Here is a 15,655-nt window from a genome sequence, read left to right on the forward strand (position 1 = left end):
GGAGCGGGCGCGGAGTGACCTGGGAGTGTGGTGTCACCCAGGTCTGACCACATCGCGCATCTTGGGGAGGTGCGCCGTGTTAACGCTGCCAAATCGCGGTGCGGCCTCCCTTCGGCATCCCGGCATCGCGGGTGGTGATGACGGAGAGTCAACACAGCGGGCTCGGATGTTGTCAAGGGACGGGGGTTCCCAGGAGTCCTCTGCATCAGGCGTCGCCGAGAAGGGCGTCGCTGCCTGCGGATCTCGATCCTCGGTTCCGGAAGTTGCGGTTCTAGTGTGAAAATTTCATGGCGCGACCGCCGATAGATTTCTCCTATATGCCCTGAAGAGATGCCTTGCCCGGGCTGTGTCGAACCCACGATGAGGGGCATCGGTGCTGGAAGAGCGCGACCGAAAATTTCGCTCAAGTATTGACATGTTTCGGATAGATTTCCAAACTGAGTCTCCAAGCGGCCGGCCCTGCCTGATGTGGTGATCGAGTAAGGGTCGCCGGTCATGACGCCATCGTGGTGTGCGTCCCCGTTCGGGGTGCGGCGTCGTTCGCGGGGGTTCCCGCGTATCCCTCTTTCCGTGATTTCAGTATGGAGTCAGGCATGGGCATGAAGGTTTCACCCCCATCCGCGCGCCGAAGTTTCGGTGCCCTCACCAAGATCATCAGTGCCGGCGTCGTGGGTGTCGTCGGTGCGGCGCTGATGGTGACGGCTCCCGCGGAGGCGGCGGAGAGCACGCTGGCCGCCGCCGCCAAGCAGAGCGGTCGCTACTTCGGCACGGCGATCGCCGCGGGCAAGCTCGGTGACTCGCAGTACACCACGATCGCGAACCGTGAGTTCGACATGATCACGGCCGAGAACGAGATGAAGATCAACGCCACCGAGCCGAACCAGAACCAGTTCAACTTCAGTAATGGCGATCGCATCTACAACTGGGCGGTGCAGAACGGCAAGCGGGTGCGCGGGCACACGCTGGCCTGGCACTCCCAGCAGCCGGGCTGGATGGAGGCCATGTCGGGCAACAACCTGCGTCAGGCGATGATCAATCACATCAACGGTGTGATGAACCACTACAAGGGCAAGATCTACGCCTGGGACGTGGTGAACGAGGCCTTCGCCGACGGTAACTCCGGCGGGCGGCGTGACTCCAACCTGCAGCGCACCGGCAACGACTGGATCGAGGTCGCCTTCCGCACCGCGCGGGCCGCCGACCCGGCCGCCAAGCTCTGCTACAACGACTACAACATCGACAACTGGAGCTGGGCCAAGACCCAGGCCGTCTACAACATGGTCCGTGACTTCAAGGCGCGCGGCGTCCCGATCGACTGCGTCGGCCTGCAGTCGCACTTCAACAGCCAAAGCGCCTACAACAGCAACTACCGCACCACCATCTCCAGCTTCGCCGCGCTGGGTGTGGACGTGCAGATCACCGAGCTGGACATCCAGGGCGGCTCGGCCCAGACCTACGCCGCGGTGGTCAACGACTGCCTGGCCGTGGCGCGCTGCACCGGCATCACCGTGTGGGGTGTGCGAGACAGCGACTCCTGGCTGGGCGCCAACACCAGCCCGCTGCTCTTCGACGGCAACGGCAACAAGAAGGCCGCCTACACCTCCGTGCTGAACGCACTCAACGCCGCGAACCCGAACCCGAACCCGGACCCGACGGTGACCCCGACCACGACCCCGCCGCCCTCGGGTAGCGGGGGACAGATCCGGAGCGTGGCAGCCGGCCGATGTGTGGACGTACCGAACGCCTCGACCACCGACGGTACCCAGCTCCAGTTGTGGGACTGCCACACCAACTCCAACCAGCAATGGACCTACACCTCCGACCAGGAGCTCCGCGTTTACGGCAACAAGTGCCTGGACGCCGCGGGCACCGGTAACGGTTCCAAGGTGCAGATCTACTCCTGCTGGGGCGGCAGCAACCAGAAGTGGCGCATCAACTCGGACAACTCCATCGTGAACGTCCAGTCGGGTCAGTGCCTCGACGCCGCCAACTCCGGTACCGGCAACGGGACCCTGCTCCAGACCTACTCCTGCTGGGGCGGCAACAACCAGAAGTGGACCCGAAGCGGGTCATAAGACGGCACCTGCCAGTGCCGACAGGGACCGGGGCGGCAACGCCTGAGAACGGCGCCCAGCGGCCTCCCGCCGGCACGGCATATCCGCAGGAAGCCGGCTGAAGGAAGAAGGACGAGCCTCCCCTGGTCCGGGGTGACACCCCGGACCAGGGGAGGCTGACTCGTCCATGGTCCGGCACCGGATCACATGGTGGAGGTGAGCCCTTCCCCGATCTTCTTCAGCTCGGCGTTGACGGCCTCGGTGTCGGAGAACTCCTTGGCGTACACCGGGCTGAACATGATCTCGGCCCTCTGCCTGTCGCCCGTTCTGAGGAAGAGGGTCGGGGTGCCCTTCATGCCGTCCTCGCCGACGTGCTGCACGACCAGGTAGCCGCTCCGGCCGCCGACGGTCACCTCCTCACCGTCCTCCTCCGCGCGATACGCCTGGATCCGGTCGTCGGGCTCTCGGACGGCATCCTCCTCGTACACGAAGATCTGGACCTGATAGAAGCCCTCGGGGTCACCCTTGTAGTTGTACGAGGTCGAATAACTGTCGCCGAAGTCCACCGACCATCGGGACCATTGCAGCCCCTTCGGCACGTATCCCACCTTGACGTGCCCGAACTCCTTCCCGTCGCCCAGGTCCCCGAGGTCCGGCGGGGTGGTCCGCATGGGCGGGGTGTCGTCGATGGCGGGCGGTTCCGGTATCGCGGAGAATGTGCTCCGATCACCGGTCGTGGGCCCCTGGGCGGCGGTCAGGTAGGCGAAGGACGGGGCGACGACGGCCATGGACGCGGCCACGGACGCGACGACCGCCGCGGTCCTCGCCTTCCTCCTCCTGTCCCTGTGGGAGCGCATCACCCGCCCCAGCAGGTCGGGTGCGGCATGCAGCCTCGCCGTCTCGTCCGCCATGAGCCGACGGATCTCGTCCTCAAGCATGGGCATCCTTGATCGCTCCTTCCAGTGTTTCCCGGCCGAGCGCCGAACGGAGCTTGGCCGTGGCCTTCGACGCCTGGCTCTTGACCGTGCCGACCGAGCATCCGAGCACCTCGGCGGTCTGCGTCTCGCTGAGGTCCTCCCAGTACCGCAGGACGACCACCGCCCGCTGCCGGGGGGGCAGGGCGCGCAGCGCGTCCATGAGCACATGGCGCAGGTCGGGGTCGCCCGTACGGGCCGATGTCTCCGGCGGGCTGTGCATGGGGATGATGCTGAGGATCGCCCGGCGGCGGGCGCGACTGATGGCGGCGTTGACGATGACGCGCCGTACATAGGGCTCGGGGTTGTCGTGGCGGACCACCCGGTTCCAGTTTCTGTAGGTGCGTTCGAGCGCCGTCTGCAGCAGGTCCTCGGCCTCCGCCTGGTCGCCACAGGCGAGATAGGCGACCCGCAGCAGGCTCGTGGCACGTGTGGCCACGAAAGCGCCGAAGTCATGTTCCACGCCGCTCTCCGGCTGTCCGTCCGATTTCACACCTCCTAATACGCCTCGGCCCTCGCGACCGTTGCCCGCTCGCGAAGGATGTTTCGCGGGCAACCCTTCGAGCGGGCCAGGCGTATGAATTGGCGTGACCTCGAATTCATGGAGCAATCTGATGACGTTCGCGACCGCGCGGGGCCGGCGGCTGATCAACCTCGGTGTCGCCCTGGCCATGGGTGCCACCGTCCTGGGAGCGCCGCCGGCCGCCGCGGCCGCTCCACCGGAGGGGGCCTACTGGCACACCAGGGGACTGTCGACGTCCACCCACCCCTGGCGGTTCGGCACCAAGGCGGACCCGTACTCGCTGACCCAGCGGGAGATCTCGGAAACGTGGAGCGCCCCCGACGGCAGGGAGTGGTTCGGATACCGGGAGCTGGGGGCGCTGCCGAAGAGCGCGGCGGACAAGAAGGCGTGGCAGCGCGACGGCTCCCCCTCCACGTGGAGCGAATCGATCGACGGCAAGACGGTGAAGCTGTCCGTCGAACCTTCCAAAGGCCACGTGGGCCCTGCGAGGAAGGAACGGAACCAGCTCTTCTTCGCGGGGCAGTGGCTGACGTACGACGAGGTTCAGCGGCTGCCCGCCGACGTGAGCCGTCTGAAGGACTGGATCACGAGGGCGGGCGTGGTCAGCCGGGAGACCAGCACGGCCGGCTGGCTCAGGGGAAACCTGATCGAGCTCCTGCATGCTCTTCCCGCTCCGAAGGAGGTCCGCGTGGCGGCCTACCAGGCCCTGCTGACGCTGCCGGGCGTGCGCGCCGACGGCAACGCGAAGGACGACCTGGGCAGGCCCGGCACCGCCGTTGTGATCGTCAGTTCGTCCGGAACGGGGAAGAAGGCGTACTCGTCCACGGAGAGGTTGATCGTCGACACCGGCAGGATGGTGTTGCTGTCAGAGGACCAGACAGGAACGATCGGCGGCAAGGTGGACGCGGGGCTCTCCCACAGGAAGACGATGATCGAGGTCGGCTGGACAAACTCCCCCCCTGTGGTTCCTGCCCTGCCCTGACGCGCCGCGACCGGCGTTGAGCTTTCCCAGGACGGGACACCTCACCTGAGTCGATCGCGTGCCGACCGGGGAAGGGGAGGTCCGTGCCCGCAGCATGGGCGGCATGGGCTTACCCGGCACCGGTGTGATGGGAGCGGGCCTCGTTGATGTCGGCCTCGTGGCGTACCGCCCAGTCGGCGAGGGCCGAGAGGGGCTCCAGCAAGGTCCGGCCGAGCGGGGTGAGGCTGTACTCGACGCTGGGGGGCACGGTGGGATACACCTCGCGCCGCACCAGACCGTCGGTTTCCAGAGTGCGCAGCGTGCGGGTCAGCATGCGCTGGCTGATGCCTTCGATCGCGCGGTGCAACTCGTTGTACCGGTGAGGGCGACCGCCGAGCAGGATCAGCAGCAGCATGCTCCACTTGTCGCCCAGACGTCGGAACACATCCCCGACCGGGCACGCTTCGAGCTCGTCGATCGGCACCGGACGAGGCAACGTGTGGGCCAGCACCGAGGGAACACCCGTGTGCGTACCGGACATGAAACTGCCTTCTTCCGTCTCCGACGTGGCAGCCCGACGATTGGACCGGCCGATCACCAGCCTATGGAGGACACGATGCCGGGCCAACGGGGAAAAACCGTGATCATCAGTGGGGGGACCGATGGCATGGGGCGCGCGACCGCCCTGGAACGGCTCGCGAGGGGCGACCGCGTCACCGTGATCGGCAGCAGCGAGGCCAAAGGGCGCACGCTGGTCGACCACGCCGCGAATCCGAACCTGCGGTTCCTGCGAGCGGACCTGTCCTCGATCGCCGAGGTCGAACGGGTCGTCGCCGACATCGCCGAGCGCCACGACGCCGTCGACGCGCTCGCCCTGTTCGCCAACCGGATAAGCCCGAAGCGCAGGGAGACCGTGGACGGCCTGGAGTTCACGTTCGCCCTGTACTACCTGAGCCGCTATCTGCTCGGTTCTCGTCTGCGGCCACTCCTGAACGCCGCACCCGCTCCGGTCGTCATCAACGTCGCCGGGGTCGGCAACACCGCAGGCCGGATCCTCTGGGAGGACCCTCAGCTGACCCGCGGGTACGGCCAGGTACGTGCCCAGCTTCAGGCCGGGAGGGCGAACGACCTGCTCGGCGTCGCTTTCGCCAATCAATCCGGGAGCGGCGGGAACGGCGGGAACGGCGGGAACGGCGGGAACACAGTCCGGTATGTCCTCTACCACCCCGGCTTCACCCGCAGTGGGGTCGACGGCCATCCGAATCCGCTGGTCCGGGGGACGATCAAGCTGCTCGCCACCTTTTTCGCGCGCCCGGTGGCCGACGCGGTCCGGCCGATCGTCGAGTGGATCGACAACCCGCCGACCGAACCGCTCTCCGCGATCGACCGGGGCAAGGCGGTCGACAAGTCACTGAAGACGCTCGACCCTGGCGATGCCGCGCGCCTGGTCGCCTACACCGAGGACCGCCTTCGCCGTCTCCGCGACCTCGGAAGGCCGGAAGCTCCTCAAACCGGACGGTAGACGTCCTCATCCCTTCCGAGGGCGTCACTGTTTCCGCGGTGCTGCCGCGCGTGGTGGCGGACGACCAAGCCTGCGGTGGCGAGGATGAGGAAGACGAGCACGATGTCCAAGGGGTTCACCATGTGCGCCCTCTGCCCTGTTTCAGGGCCGATAGTCACTATTCATCCGTGGAAGGGCTGTCACCTACGTCGCCCAGACGGAGAGCACGAGCGGCCACCCCGGGTAGAGCGCGCACCGGCCCCGTCCGCGCCGTCACCGGGTTCTGTGACGGCGCGATCCGGGGCCGTACGGATTTCGCGAGGTCATGCTCGCGTACCGAAGTGGCCTGCCTCCTGTCCCGTGCGGTTCTCACCGCGGCACGCCGCTTCGGTACGGCCTAGCATCCGACGGGTTCGGTCGTGCTGAGAATGCTGACGGTGCTGTATTGACCGGGCAGGCAGAGAGACCCGGCGTATGCGGTCGAGGCGACGGGAATGACGGGAATGACGGGAACGCTGACAGAGGTGACGGCGCACACCGGTGGAAGAGCGATCACGGGGCTGGCCGTGACGCATCCCGTGGGCTTGGTCGGCTTCGCGAGCGTTGTCGCGCCCGCCGGGCCTGTCGGTCCCGTAGGGCCCGCCGGTCCTGCCGGGCCCGTCGGACCGGTGGGCCCTGCTGGTCCCGCCGGCCCTGTCGGACCGTTCGCTCCCGGAGGTCCGGCCAGTCCGTCCGCTCCGTCCGCTCCGTCCGCTCCGGCTGGTCCGGCTGGTCCGGCTGGTCCAACCTGTCCTTTCGGTCCTATCGGTCCTGCGAGTCCGGGCGGTCCGGCCACTCCTTTCGGTCCTGCGGGTCCTGCGGGTCCTGCGGGTCCTGCGGGTCCTGCGGGTCCTGCGGGTCCTGCGGGTCCTGCAGGACCGGCCAGTCCTTTCGGTCCTGCAGGACCGGCCAGTCCTTTCGGTCCCGCCGGTCCTGCCGGTCCGGCTGGTCCCGCTGGTCCTGCCGGTCCGGCTGGTCCGGCTGGTCCGGCTGGTCCTGCCGGTCCCGCAGGACCTGGAATCCCAGGCAGGCCCGGCAGCCCACGGACCCCCGGCCGCCCAGGCGCGGCGGCATTGGTGGAGCTGGTCGCGGTGGGAGCCGCGGGCCTCCTGACGGGGACGACGATCACTCTGCCGTCGTCATCATCGTCGTCGTCCAGGTGTCGTGGCCGGTCTCGGTCGTCGTTCCAGCGGCACCCCTTCCCCCGACCGCCGGGTCCCGGCCCGCGACCGCCGGGTGTGCAGTCGCAGTTACGTGCACCCTTGGTGGGTCGGCACGGGCGAAGAATGGACTTCTCGCCACGGTGTACGGAATTTTGAAGCCGGGCTTTCCCGCCGGCACCGCCGGTGTCCCCGTTGTCACTGGGGGGTGCGAAATTGAGAAGATTCGTCTCCCCTGTGGCATTCGCCGGCGCCTGATTCGACGACATCACGAGGATGCCGGCCATCGCTGCGACGGCCAGAGCGCCGACGCGCTTGCCGGAAAGGGCCGGCACCAATTTGCTGTTACGAGGAAGCACGTTATTTCCCCATGTCGTTGCTAATTCCGAAATTGTTCGGACCTGTCAGGTGATCACGAAAGTGATGACGCACAGGAGATACCCGGGGCTTATGTGGATAACGCGCCGCCATAGTTCGGGAAGAGCAAATAAACAGTGTTGTGAAGGAAAACCTACACCTCATCTACGATTTAGCTACATTTATAATGATTATTCGTTCATAGTGTTCAACGGCTGATTTCAGGATGGCCGGTGGAGAGGGGGCGGCCGGGTTCATGCGGGGCGCCTCGCCTTTGCCCGGATCCGCTGTGGACCGCTCGCTCCGGTGTGCGGAATCCCGGCGAGAGTGAGCGAGAACGGTGGTGTACGGCCGATTCCTCGCCGTCGTGCCGGTCATCCGGTGGACTGTGGTGGCCTGTCCCCGTCGCGGTGGTACGCGGCTTTTCGCGTTCCATCGCGACGGGGGACGGGAAATGGCCCGCCGGACTTATTTCTCGCGGACGATGATCTCTGGGAATGACGGGTCGTCCTGAAGCTCCCTCATCATCCGCTCCTCCCGGGAGAGGCGCTCACGCCCCGCGGGTGCCGCGTTCTCGCCCCTGCGCCCGCGATAGCGGTCACGGTCGCGATCGCGGCCGTGGGGTCGGTCCTGATAGCGCTGCGGCCTTCCCCGCCACCTGTCGGAAGGCCTCATCTCACGTCCGCGATGCTGGTCGCGGGAGGGGTCAGGGCGGCGAGAGGAGTGGCCGTCGGGGTGCGGCTGTGAGATCGAGCCGGGCGTCTGGGCCTGCCCGATGGTGGCGTTGGCCGGTACCTGGTTCGACGTCATGAGGATGCCGGCGACTGCCGCGATGGCGAGAACGCCCACCTGCCTGCCGGAGTTCGGCCCCGGTGTCCGTCCGCTCTTTCGAGGAAGCACGATATTTCCCCATCTCGTTTCTGGTTCCGAAAACATCTGATATCCCTCACTGTCCCATAAGTGACAGCAGCTAGGAGATACCCCTCGGACCGTGAGATAGCGTATTGAAACGGTTGAGGCAGAGCAAATAAATGACACTGTGAATGCTGATGGGCGTTTATCTATTGCTATTTACTGCTTTGTCGTAGTTGTTCGTACGGCAGGGGAAACGGGATTGCTAGAAAGAAAACAGGGGAAAGGCAGAGCCCTTCCCCCTCCCGGCAAGATCTGGAAGAGGAAGAAGGGCTCGCGGATCCTTACAGGTAGACGCGGCTGTCGGCCTGGAGCGGACGCGACAGGCGCACGGTGATGAACTCGTTGTCGTCGGGCCTGCCCGGCGTACGGCCGGCGGAGAACGGGAAATTGTTGTCGTTCAGCACGCCCAGGGTCCGGTCGTCGAGGATCACGACGTCCTCGATGGTCTGGAACGGGAAGCGGAAGGTCTCCCCGAACCCGCCCAGCCCGCGCGGGTTGGCCAGGTCGAGCAGGTCGGCGACGAGGGTCTTGCGCAGGTCCGCGTGGCGGGTGTCCACCAGGTAGACGCGCTTGGTCCTGGCCTCGTCCCCCTGGAGGTTGTCGCGTTCAATGACGAGGAACCGGTGCCGGTCAACAGCGATCATGTCGCCGATCGCGTTGTCGGGGCTCTCCAGCCTGTAAGTCCAGCGCTTGCCGGTGTAGGACCGTTTGCGCAGGTCGAACTCGTTCATCCGCAGCGTGCCCGCGGCGTCGCCGTTCACGGTGCCTTCGAGCAGCGGATACAGCGTACGGCCGTCGACCGAGCGCGCCATGCCCTCGAACCCCTTGCTCCGCCCCAGGTTCGGCTGCTCGCCGTTGAGGGAGGGGTTCTCCGGGGCCTTCACGCCGGGCAGCGGGATCGGAGCCTCGAGCAGCCTGCCCGAGGAGGAGAAGTGCAGCAGGAACGGGCCGAACTCGTCCCCGATCCAGTAGGTGCCGTCGACGGTCCTCACGATCGACTCCACGTCGAAGTCGGCGCCGGTCAGCTTCCGGTCCGCCCTGGTCAGCGGCCAGGTCACCCGCCTGTCGGGGTCGCTCAGGTCGAATCCGCCCAGCACCGTCACCTTCTCGCGACGGAAGTCGGGCCTCACCCGGTGCACCCGCAGCAGGAAGTCCGCGCTGTTGGCCTGGGAGCCGAAACCGTTGTCGGACAGTGCCTCGAAGGTGCCGTCGTGCCGCCGCACGACGCCGCTGAAGCCCTGCACCGGCTGCCCGGCGAACGGCGGGGTCACCCCGTTGACGGGAGTCGTACCGAGTTGAGACCCCGACGGCTCGCTGCCGGGGACGAAGGTGAGCGCGGGCAGGGATGCGAACCCGGTCAGCGTGGCGCGTCCGAATCCGGCGCCACCGGACCCCGGGTGATCGGAGCCGGGGTGGCCCGGTCCCGTCCGCCGCGGGTCCGCCTCCTGCTTCCCGGCGCTGTCGGTAGAAGGGAGGCCGGGGTCGGCCATCGCCGGTGCGGACACCGCGAGTGCCAGCACGGCCGCGCCGATGCTGATCGTCATGCGTCGTCTCATGGCGGGCACGCTAGGGAAACGGCGTGAACGGCCGGTGTTGCGGCGCGGGCCGTACAGCGAAAACACGATGTGACCGTAAGAAAGGCTGACGGAAACCGGCGAGCCTCCCCTCCTCGCTCTTCGACGGGACCGTCCCCACGTCATCGAGGAGCGCGGGGCGACCGATGCCCGCGGTCCTCCCGCTCGTCCGGGGCCGGGAGGCGAGGGGAGTTCGAGGGTGAACCTTCTCGCCGTGCCCTCAGCGAAATAAGGTCCCAGGCATGAGGACTTTCGCGAACATCATCGAGTTCAAGGCCGCCGTCGGGGAACACCTCGGCCATACCGAGTGGCGCGAGATCACCCAGGAGCAGGTCAACCTCTTCGCCGACGCGACCGGCGACCACCAGTGGATCCACGTGGACGTGGAGCGGGCCAAGCAGGGGCCGTTCGGTGCCACCATCGCCCACGGATACCTGAGCCTGTCACTCCTGCCCTCCCTGATGTCGGAACTGTTCGAGGTGGGTGACCTGGCGATGGGCATCAACTACGGGCTCAACAAGGTCCGCTTCCCCGCGCCGGTCCCGGTCGGCGCGCGGGTCCGCGCCGAGGGCGAGCTCGTCGACCTCAAGGGCACCCCCTCGGGCTATCTGGCGAACATACGCATGACCGTGGAGGTGGAGGGCGGGAAGAAGCCCGCCTGCGTCGCGGAAACCCTCGCCCTGTACGTCCCGGCGGAGAAATCCTGAGCCCCCTTCACCCGCCGAGTCCGCTTCGCATCCCGGCGAAGCTCCTTTTCACGTCCGGGTGGAGGGCTTCTGAGCCGGACTCCTTTCACGTCCGGGTGGAGGGTTCCTGAGTCACGAGAGCTCCTGAGCCAGAATCGCGGCCTGTACGCGACTGCGGAGACCCAGCTTGTTCAGCAACCGGCTGACGTGGGTCTTCGTCGTCGCCTCCGCCATGTCCAACTCCACGGAGATCTCCGTGTTCGACAGGCCCCGGCCGATGCAGGCCAGCACCTCGCGTTCGCGCGGGGTGAGAGCGCCGATCTCGTACGACCTGCGCTGGGGGACCGACGCGCCGAAAGCCGAGATCAGCCGCCGGGTGACCGAGGGTGCGATGAGCCCGTCGCCCCTGGCCACCACCCTCACCGCGTCCACCAGGGCGTCTGCGTCGGTGTTCTTCAACAGGAACCCGGCGGCTCCGGCCCGCAGCGCCCCGAAGACGTACTCGTCGATGTCGAAGGTGGTCAGGATCAGCACGTCGGCGATCCCGCTCAGCTCGCGCGTCGCGGAGATCCCGTCGAGCTTCGGCATCCGGATGTCCATCAGCACCACGTCCGGACGGAGTTCGGAGGCCATCTCGACGGCCTGCTCGCCGTTGGCGGCCTGGCCGACGACCTCGATGTCGTGGTGACCGTCGAGGATGAGGACGATCCCGGCGCGGACCGCCGCGTGATCGTCGGCGACGAGGACTCGGATGGTCACGTGCTCTCCAGGGTGGGCAACTCGGCGCGGACGCGCCAGCCGTCATTGTGCGGGCCTGCCTCGAAGAGGCCGCCGACGAGGTTCGTACGCTCGCGCATGCCGATGATCCCCGCCCCCGCGCCGGGCAACTCCCGCTCCGCCTCGCCCACCGGGTTGTCCACGGTGAGCGTGACCAGTCCCGGCAGGTAGCCGATCACCACGTCGGCGGCCTTGCCACCGTGCTTGAGCGCGTTGGTCAGCGACTCCTGGACGATCCGGTAACCGGCCAGATCGACCGAGGCGGGCAGCTCCCTGGCATCGCCCTCCACCCGCATCCGCACGTCAAGCCCCGACTCCCGGGCCCGTTCCACCAGCTCTCCGGCCTCGGCCACCCGGCGCCGGGTCGCCTCGGGCTCCTCTCCGTCCTGCCGGAGCAGCCCGATCATGACGCGCATCTCGTTCATGCCCTCGACGCTGTTCTCCCTGATGGACTCCAGCACCTGCCGTACGGCCCGCGCGTCCAGGTCCGGGCGGGAGAGGACGGCGGTGGACTGGATCGCGATCGCACTGAAGTGGTTGGCGATCATGTCATGCAGCTCCCGCGCCATCCGGGTTCGCTCGGCCTGCACCGCGGCCGCCCGGTCCAGCTCCGCGAGCCGCGCCACCTGCTCGGCCCGCGCGCGCTCGGAGGACGCCAGGTCCTGCAGCTGTCTCATGAACATGGCGGTGAGGACGGGGGTCCCCCCGACCAGCCCCGCCTGGACGAAGACGATGGCGACGGCCGACCAGTGCCTGAAGACGACCCCCGCGACCACACCCGCCGCGACGGCGATCACCGAGGTGATGCCGAGCATCCACCGGCCCAGCGCCCGGGGGCCGTACCTCACCCCCGCGTAGAGGTTGTCCGTGACGATCAGGACCGTGCCCAGCGAAGGACCCATCGCGAGGTCGCCGAGGAGGGCCACCACTCCCAGCCCGAGCGCGAGCAGCGGCCTGCTCCGCCGTACCGCGACCCCCGCGCACGCGATCGCCAGCGGCCCGGCGAGGAGTGGGGCGGCGGCCCATCGCTGCTGGTAGGCGTTCGCGGCGAGCAGCAGCAGGCCGACGACGAAACACGCCACCGCCCACAGCGCGTCTCGTCTCATGCCTGTCATCTCACCATTTCGATACGGCCCGCAGGAGCGGCACAGGGAGGATCGTCGGTACATAAAAGGGTGTACGCCGGTTCATCAGCACCGACGATGTCCCAGGCCGATCGGCCCGTGAGCATGGACTCATGATTCTGGCCATCATCATCGGCTGCGAGATCGGCTTCTGGATCCTGCTGGGCCTGGGACTCGCCTCACGTTACCTGTGGGGGATGCGTCGGCTCAGCACCGCGCTGCTGCTGGCGGTCCCGTTGCTCGACGTGATCCTGCTCATCGCCTCCGTCGTCGACATGCGCGGCGGCGCCCAGGCCGACTGGCGCCACGGCCTCGCCGCCGCCTACCTCGCCTACTCGATCGTCTTCGGCCACCGTACGATCACCTGGGCCGACGCGAAGTTCGCCCACCGCTTCGCCGATGGCCCCGAACCGTGGCAGCCCCCACCCGGCGGCATGGCGAGGGCCTGGTACGAGTGGGGCATCTGGTTCCGGATCGTTCTCACGTACGGCATCGCCTGCGCCCTGCTGTTCGGCTTGATCCTCATCGTCGGTGACCCGTCACGGACCATGGCACTGAACGAATTCATGATCGGTGCGCTCAAGATCCCCCTGATCGCCGTGCTCTGGCCGCTGAGCTACACCCTGTTCCCCAAGAAGGCCGGCGTCACCGGCGATCCCGGCCGCTGACCCGGCACGTCCGACCACGGCACCGCCGGCGCTTCCCTCGCTTCCCCTGCACAAAGGCCACAGTGTCACCGGCGCTTTCAGCCCGAGCCCCGCTTCCCCGGTGCCCTCACCATGATCCTCCAGGCCACCTGACCGCGCCCATCGCGACACGCTCCCCTTCGGCCCTCCACCGGGACCGCGTCGGATTCCTCGGCGGAGACGGGGAATCCGGCGCGGACGGACGGATCGGAGGGCGATGGCTTAACCGGTTCGAGGCATCGCCCAAAACCCGCTATGCTTGCTTACGCAGCGAGCGGCCGTAGCTCAATGGATAGAGCATCTGACTACGGATCAGAAGGTTGGGGTTTCGAGTACCTCCGGCCGCACAGCAGGTCAAAGGCCCTTCGGGATCATCCCGGAGGGTCTTTTTCGTGTCCGTACAGCAGCGATATACAGCAACGGGATCTGCTGCCTTCGTCACCGCCCCTGACGATGTGCCGGAGAGGCTGCTGATGAGCCCCTGTTTTGTCTCACCCGTCTGCGAAGATCCTGAACTCCCCGTACCCGAAGTGACGGAGTCTCACGACATGAGCGATGAGCGGCCCGCGGGCGTCGACATGTACCGCTACTACCGGCGTCTTCTCAAAGATCACTGGCTGGGGACGGCTATCTGCTGGACCGTCGTTGTCCCCGACAACGGTGAACCGCTCACGCTCGCCGAGATCGGGGAACGAGTGAGTGGCGGCGCGAACCATGAGATCCACGAGAAGGCACGCTTCGAGGACGACTACTCCGACGAGGCCGCCTGGGCGATGCTGGTGGGCCAATCCGGCCCGATGACCGAGTTGTTCGAGGACAACGGCTACCACGGCGTCCATCCGCCGACGCTTTCACGGCTCAGTGTCGGCGCACGGGCCTACAGCGTCTACTGGAACGTGAACGCCAACAACAGCGTCGCCTTCGCCGCCGATGGAGAACTGCTCCTGATGGTCGATGCCATGTACCCGGAGGCGTGGGCACAGGAGCCGAATCTGGCGCGCTGGCCCGAATTGGCGGTCATGGCGCCGCACTTCAAATGGAGGAACGGGAAGAGCTGGCGAGCGGCGGCGCTGGCGACGATCGAGCTGACCACAGGAGCCAGGCTGAGCCTGGATTGGTTTGACCAGGAGCGCCCATATCTCACTTCCCAAGATCCTGCATCGGATTGAGCAGAGGTGGGGTGAGCTTCCCTATGAGAGGGTTGATGACGACTGTGACGGCATTCGATGAGAGTGAGCGTCTGATCTGGGCTGGGCAGGCCGGAGCGTACGCCGGTTCTTTCGCCAGGCTCTGCGCTTTTCCCGTCGAGTGGCTGCTCGATGCCGCCGAAGTCCGGTTGGGAACGCATGTGCTCGATGTTGGCACCGGCACGGGAACTGCTGCGGCGGCTGCCTGCGGCCGGGGCGCCAAGGTGACTGCAGTGGACGCCGAACCCAGCATGGTCGAGATGGCGGCGTTGAATATTTCGACGGCTGATGTGCAGGTGGCCGCTCTACCCAGTCTTCCCTTCAGAGATGATGAGTTCGACGCCGTGGTGGCGAACTTCGTCCTCAATCATGTTGGCCAGCCGCTACCGGCGTTGGCCGAGCTGCGTCGCGTGGCCCGTCCAGGCGGACGAATCGCTTTGACGATCTGGTCGGTTCCAGCCGCAGCGGGGCAGGCCCTCCTCGGGCGAGCGATCCAGGCCGTCGGCGTGACCCGGCCCGCTCACCTCCCGCCGCTCTCTCTTGAGAACGACTTCCCGCACACGAAGCAGGGCTTCGCTGCTCTGCTCGATAAAGCCGGGTTCGCCGAGGTCTCCTGCCAGACCCTCAACTGGGATCACCGCACGACGCCTGCGGAGTGGTGGAGCGGTGCGGTTGCCGGAGTCGGATTCACCGGGCACGTCGTGGCCAGTCAGCCTCCTGAGCTCATTGCGGAGATCAAACGGCACTTCGACCTGCTCAGCACTGAGTTCACCGGTCCAGACGGATCATTATGGCTCCCCCACACGGCCCTTCTGGCGTTTGGGAAAGTCTGAGGCAGGATCGGTTCACCATCGGCACCGCGGTCTTGGGAGCCAACCTGGGAGCCAAAGCCCCAGGCGTGGGAGCGGACGAACTGTGAGCCGTCACGGTTGAACACCATGCCGAACAGGCTCATCTTCCCGTCGACGGTGGTGGAGCCATCATTTCGGCCGAGGGTCACGCCCTTCCAGGCAGGAGGTCGTACGTCGCGCCTGCCCCTGCGGGCGGCCCCTGGTGGTGCACCACCGCCCGCGGGGGGGGCGTGGGGGCGGGGGGGCCCGGGGGGCCCAGCCGGGGGGCCGGGCGGGGGCTGGGGCC

The 15,655-nt window shown here is 67.1% G+C and carries 15 protein-coding genes and 1 tRNA gene; 8 read left to right on the top strand and 8 right to left on the bottom strand.

Going from position 1 to position 15,655, the window contains the following annotated elements; translation table 11 throughout:
* Window positions 1-593 precede the first annotated feature (593 nt).
* Window positions 594-2,075 (top strand): endo-1,4-beta-xylanase, encoded by a 1,482-nt coding sequence (locus ABZ664_RS23635; protein WP_362513676.1) that lies wholly within the window; start codon window positions 594-596, stop codon window positions 2,073-2,075.
* Window positions 2,076-2,257: 182 nt separating this feature from the next.
* Here ABZ664_RS23635 and ABZ664_RS23640 read toward each other — a convergent pair whose 3' ends face one another.
* On the bottom strand, window positions 2,258-2,998 hold the full coding sequence (locus ABZ664_RS23640; RefSeq protein WP_362513679.1) for a hypothetical protein: 741 nt from the start codon (window positions 2,996-2,998) through the stop codon (window positions 2,258-2,260).
* Complete coding sequence (locus tag ABZ664_RS23645; protein ID WP_362513682.1) at window positions 2,985-3,521, bottom strand: SigE family RNA polymerase sigma factor; 537 nt, start codon at window positions 3,519-3,521, stop codon at window positions 2,985-2,987. The genes ABZ664_RS23640 and ABZ664_RS23645 overlap by 14 nt, the downstream gene beginning before the upstream one ends.
* Before the next feature lie 121 nt (window positions 3,522-3,642).
* Here ABZ664_RS23645 and ABZ664_RS23650 point away from each other — a divergent pair, with 121 nt between their 5' ends.
* Window positions 3,643-4,533: a hypothetical protein gene (locus ABZ664_RS23650; protein WP_362513685.1), complete on the top strand. Its 891-nt coding sequence runs from the start codon at window positions 3,643-3,645 to the stop codon at window positions 4,531-4,533.
* Window positions 4,534-4,642: 109 nt separating this feature from the next.
* Here ABZ664_RS23650 and ABZ664_RS23655 read toward each other — a convergent pair whose 3' ends face one another.
* Complete coding sequence (locus ABZ664_RS23655) at window positions 4,643-5,053, bottom strand: helix-turn-helix domain-containing protein (RefSeq protein WP_362513688.1); 411 nt, start codon at window positions 5,051-5,053, stop codon at window positions 4,643-4,645.
* Window positions 5,054-5,152: 99 nt separating this feature from the next.
* On the opposite strand from ABZ664_RS23655, the gene ABZ664_RS23660 reads away from it, so the two are divergent.
* Window positions 5,153-6,034 (top strand): SDR family NAD(P)-dependent oxidoreductase, encoded by an 882-nt coding sequence (locus tag ABZ664_RS23660; RefSeq protein WP_362513691.1) that lies wholly within the window; start codon window positions 5,153-5,155, stop codon window positions 6,032-6,034.
* A 780-nt stretch (window positions 6,035-6,814) separates the two neighbouring features.
* On the opposite strand, the gene ABZ664_RS23665 is transcribed toward ABZ664_RS23660, so the two are convergent.
* The 3 genes from ABZ664_RS23665 to ABZ664_RS23675 form a co-directional block, all read right to left on the bottom strand.
* Window positions 6,815-7,126 (bottom strand): hypothetical protein, encoded by a 312-nt coding sequence (locus ABZ664_RS23665; protein ID WP_362513694.1) that lies wholly within the window; start codon window positions 7,124-7,126, stop codon window positions 6,815-6,817.
* 911 nt (window positions 7,127-8,037) lie between these two features.
* Window positions 8,038-8,469: a hypothetical protein gene (locus tag ABZ664_RS23670; RefSeq protein ID WP_362513698.1), complete on the bottom strand. Its 432-nt coding sequence runs from the start codon at window positions 8,467-8,469 to the stop codon at window positions 8,038-8,040.
* Window positions 8,470-8,765: 296 nt separating this feature from the next.
* Window positions 8,766-10,040 (bottom strand): esterase-like activity of phytase family protein, encoded by a 1,275-nt coding sequence (locus ABZ664_RS23675; RefSeq protein ID WP_362513701.1) that lies wholly within the window; start codon window positions 10,038-10,040, stop codon window positions 8,766-8,768.
* 260 nt (window positions 10,041-10,300) lie between these two features.
* On the opposite strand from ABZ664_RS23675, the gene ABZ664_RS23680 reads away from it, so the two are divergent.
* The gene (locus tag ABZ664_RS23680; protein WP_362513704.1) at window positions 10,301-10,765 is read left to right on the top strand and encodes a MaoC family dehydratase; all 465 of its coding nucleotides are present in this window, start codon (window positions 10,301-10,303) and stop codon (window positions 10,763-10,765) included.
* 111 nt (window positions 10,766-10,876) lie between these two features.
* Here ABZ664_RS23680 and ABZ664_RS23685 read toward each other — a convergent pair whose 3' ends face one another.
* Together ABZ664_RS23685 and ABZ664_RS23690 are read right to left on the bottom strand one after the other, a co-directional pair.
* Complete coding sequence (locus ABZ664_RS23685) at window positions 10,877-11,503, bottom strand: response regulator transcription factor (protein WP_362513707.1); 627 nt, start codon at window positions 11,501-11,503, stop codon at window positions 10,877-10,879.
* Window positions 11,500-12,627 (bottom strand): histidine kinase, encoded by a 1,128-nt coding sequence (locus tag ABZ664_RS23690; protein ID WP_362513712.1) that lies wholly within the window; start codon window positions 12,625-12,627, stop codon window positions 11,500-11,502. Before ABZ664_RS23690 ends, ABZ664_RS23685 begins: the two co-directional genes overlap by 4 nt.
* A 131-nt stretch (window positions 12,628-12,758) precedes the next feature.
* On the opposite strand from ABZ664_RS23690, the gene ABZ664_RS23695 reads away from it, so the two are divergent.
* The 4 genes from ABZ664_RS23695 to ABZ664_RS23710 all read left to right on the top strand — a co-directional run bounded on the left by ABZ664_RS23695 (window position 12,759) and on the right by ABZ664_RS23710 (window position 15,351).
* The gene (locus ABZ664_RS23695) at window positions 12,759-13,313 is read left to right on the top strand and encodes a hypothetical protein (RefSeq protein WP_362513715.1); all 555 of its coding nucleotides are present in this window, start codon (window positions 12,759-12,761) and stop codon (window positions 13,311-13,313) included.
* 292 nt (window positions 13,314-13,605) lie between these two features.
* Window positions 13,606-13,678, top strand: a tRNA-Arg gene (locus tag ABZ664_RS23700).
* A 45-nt stretch (window positions 13,679-13,723) separates the two neighbouring features.
* Window positions 13,724-14,500 carry a DUF6461 domain-containing protein gene (locus tag ABZ664_RS23705; RefSeq protein WP_362513719.1) on the top strand — a complete coding sequence of 259 codons (777 nt, stop codon included), beginning with the start codon at window positions 13,724-13,726 and terminating at the stop codon, window positions 14,498-14,500.
* Between the two features lie 35 nt (window positions 14,501-14,535).
* Window positions 14,536-15,351 carry a class I SAM-dependent methyltransferase gene (locus ABZ664_RS23710; RefSeq protein ID WP_362513723.1) on the top strand — a complete coding sequence of 272 codons (816 nt, stop codon included), beginning with the start codon at window positions 14,536-14,538 and terminating at the stop codon, window positions 15,349-15,351.
* Window positions 15,352-15,655 lie beyond the last annotated feature (304 nt).

This window comes from Streptosporangium sp. NPDC006930 (assembly GCF_040635605.1).
Taxonomy (GTDB): domain Bacteria; phylum Actinomycetota; class Actinomycetes; order Streptosporangiales; family Streptosporangiaceae; genus Streptosporangium.

Bases quoted from the DNA above. Each gene is read 5' to 3' on its own strand.
- ABZ664_RS23655 (WP_362513688.1), bottom strand. From the start codon at position 5,053: ATGTCCGGTACGCACACGGGTGTTCCCTCGGTGCTGGCCCACACGTTG.
- ABZ664_RS23680 (WP_362513704.1), top strand. From the start codon at position 10,301: ATGAGGACTTTCGCGAACATCATCGAGTTCAAGGCCGCCGTCGGGGAA.
- ABZ664_RS23650 (WP_362513685.1), top strand. From the start codon at position 3,643: ATGACGTTCGCGACCGCGCGGGGCCGGCGGCTGATCAACCTCGGTGTC.
- ABZ664_RS23635 (WP_362513676.1), top strand. From the start codon at position 594: ATGGGCATGAAGGTTTCACCCCCATCCGCGCGCCGAAGTTTCGGTGCC.
- ABZ664_RS23665 (WP_362513694.1), bottom strand. From the start codon at position 7,126: ATGCCGCCGCGCCTGGGCGGCCGGGGGTCCGTGGGCTGCCGGGCCTGC.
- ABZ664_RS23690 (WP_362513712.1), bottom strand. From the start codon at position 12,627: ATGAGACGAGACGCGCTGTGGGCGGTGGCGTGTTTCGTCGTCGGCCTG.
- ABZ664_RS23695 (WP_362513715.1), top strand. From the start codon at position 12,759: ATGATTCTGGCCATCATCATCGGCTGCGAGATCGGCTTCTGGATCCTG.
- ABZ664_RS23675 (WP_362513701.1), bottom strand. From the start codon at position 10,040: ATGAGACGACGCATGACGATCAGCATCGGCGCGGCCGTGCTGGCACTC.
- ABZ664_RS23710 (WP_362513723.1), top strand. From the start codon at position 14,536: ATGACGACTGTGACGGCATTCGATGAGAGTGAGCGTCTGATCTGGGCT.
- ABZ664_RS23640 (WP_362513679.1), bottom strand. From the start codon at position 2,998: ATGCCCATGCTTGAGGACGAGATCCGTCGGCTCATGGCGGACGAGACG.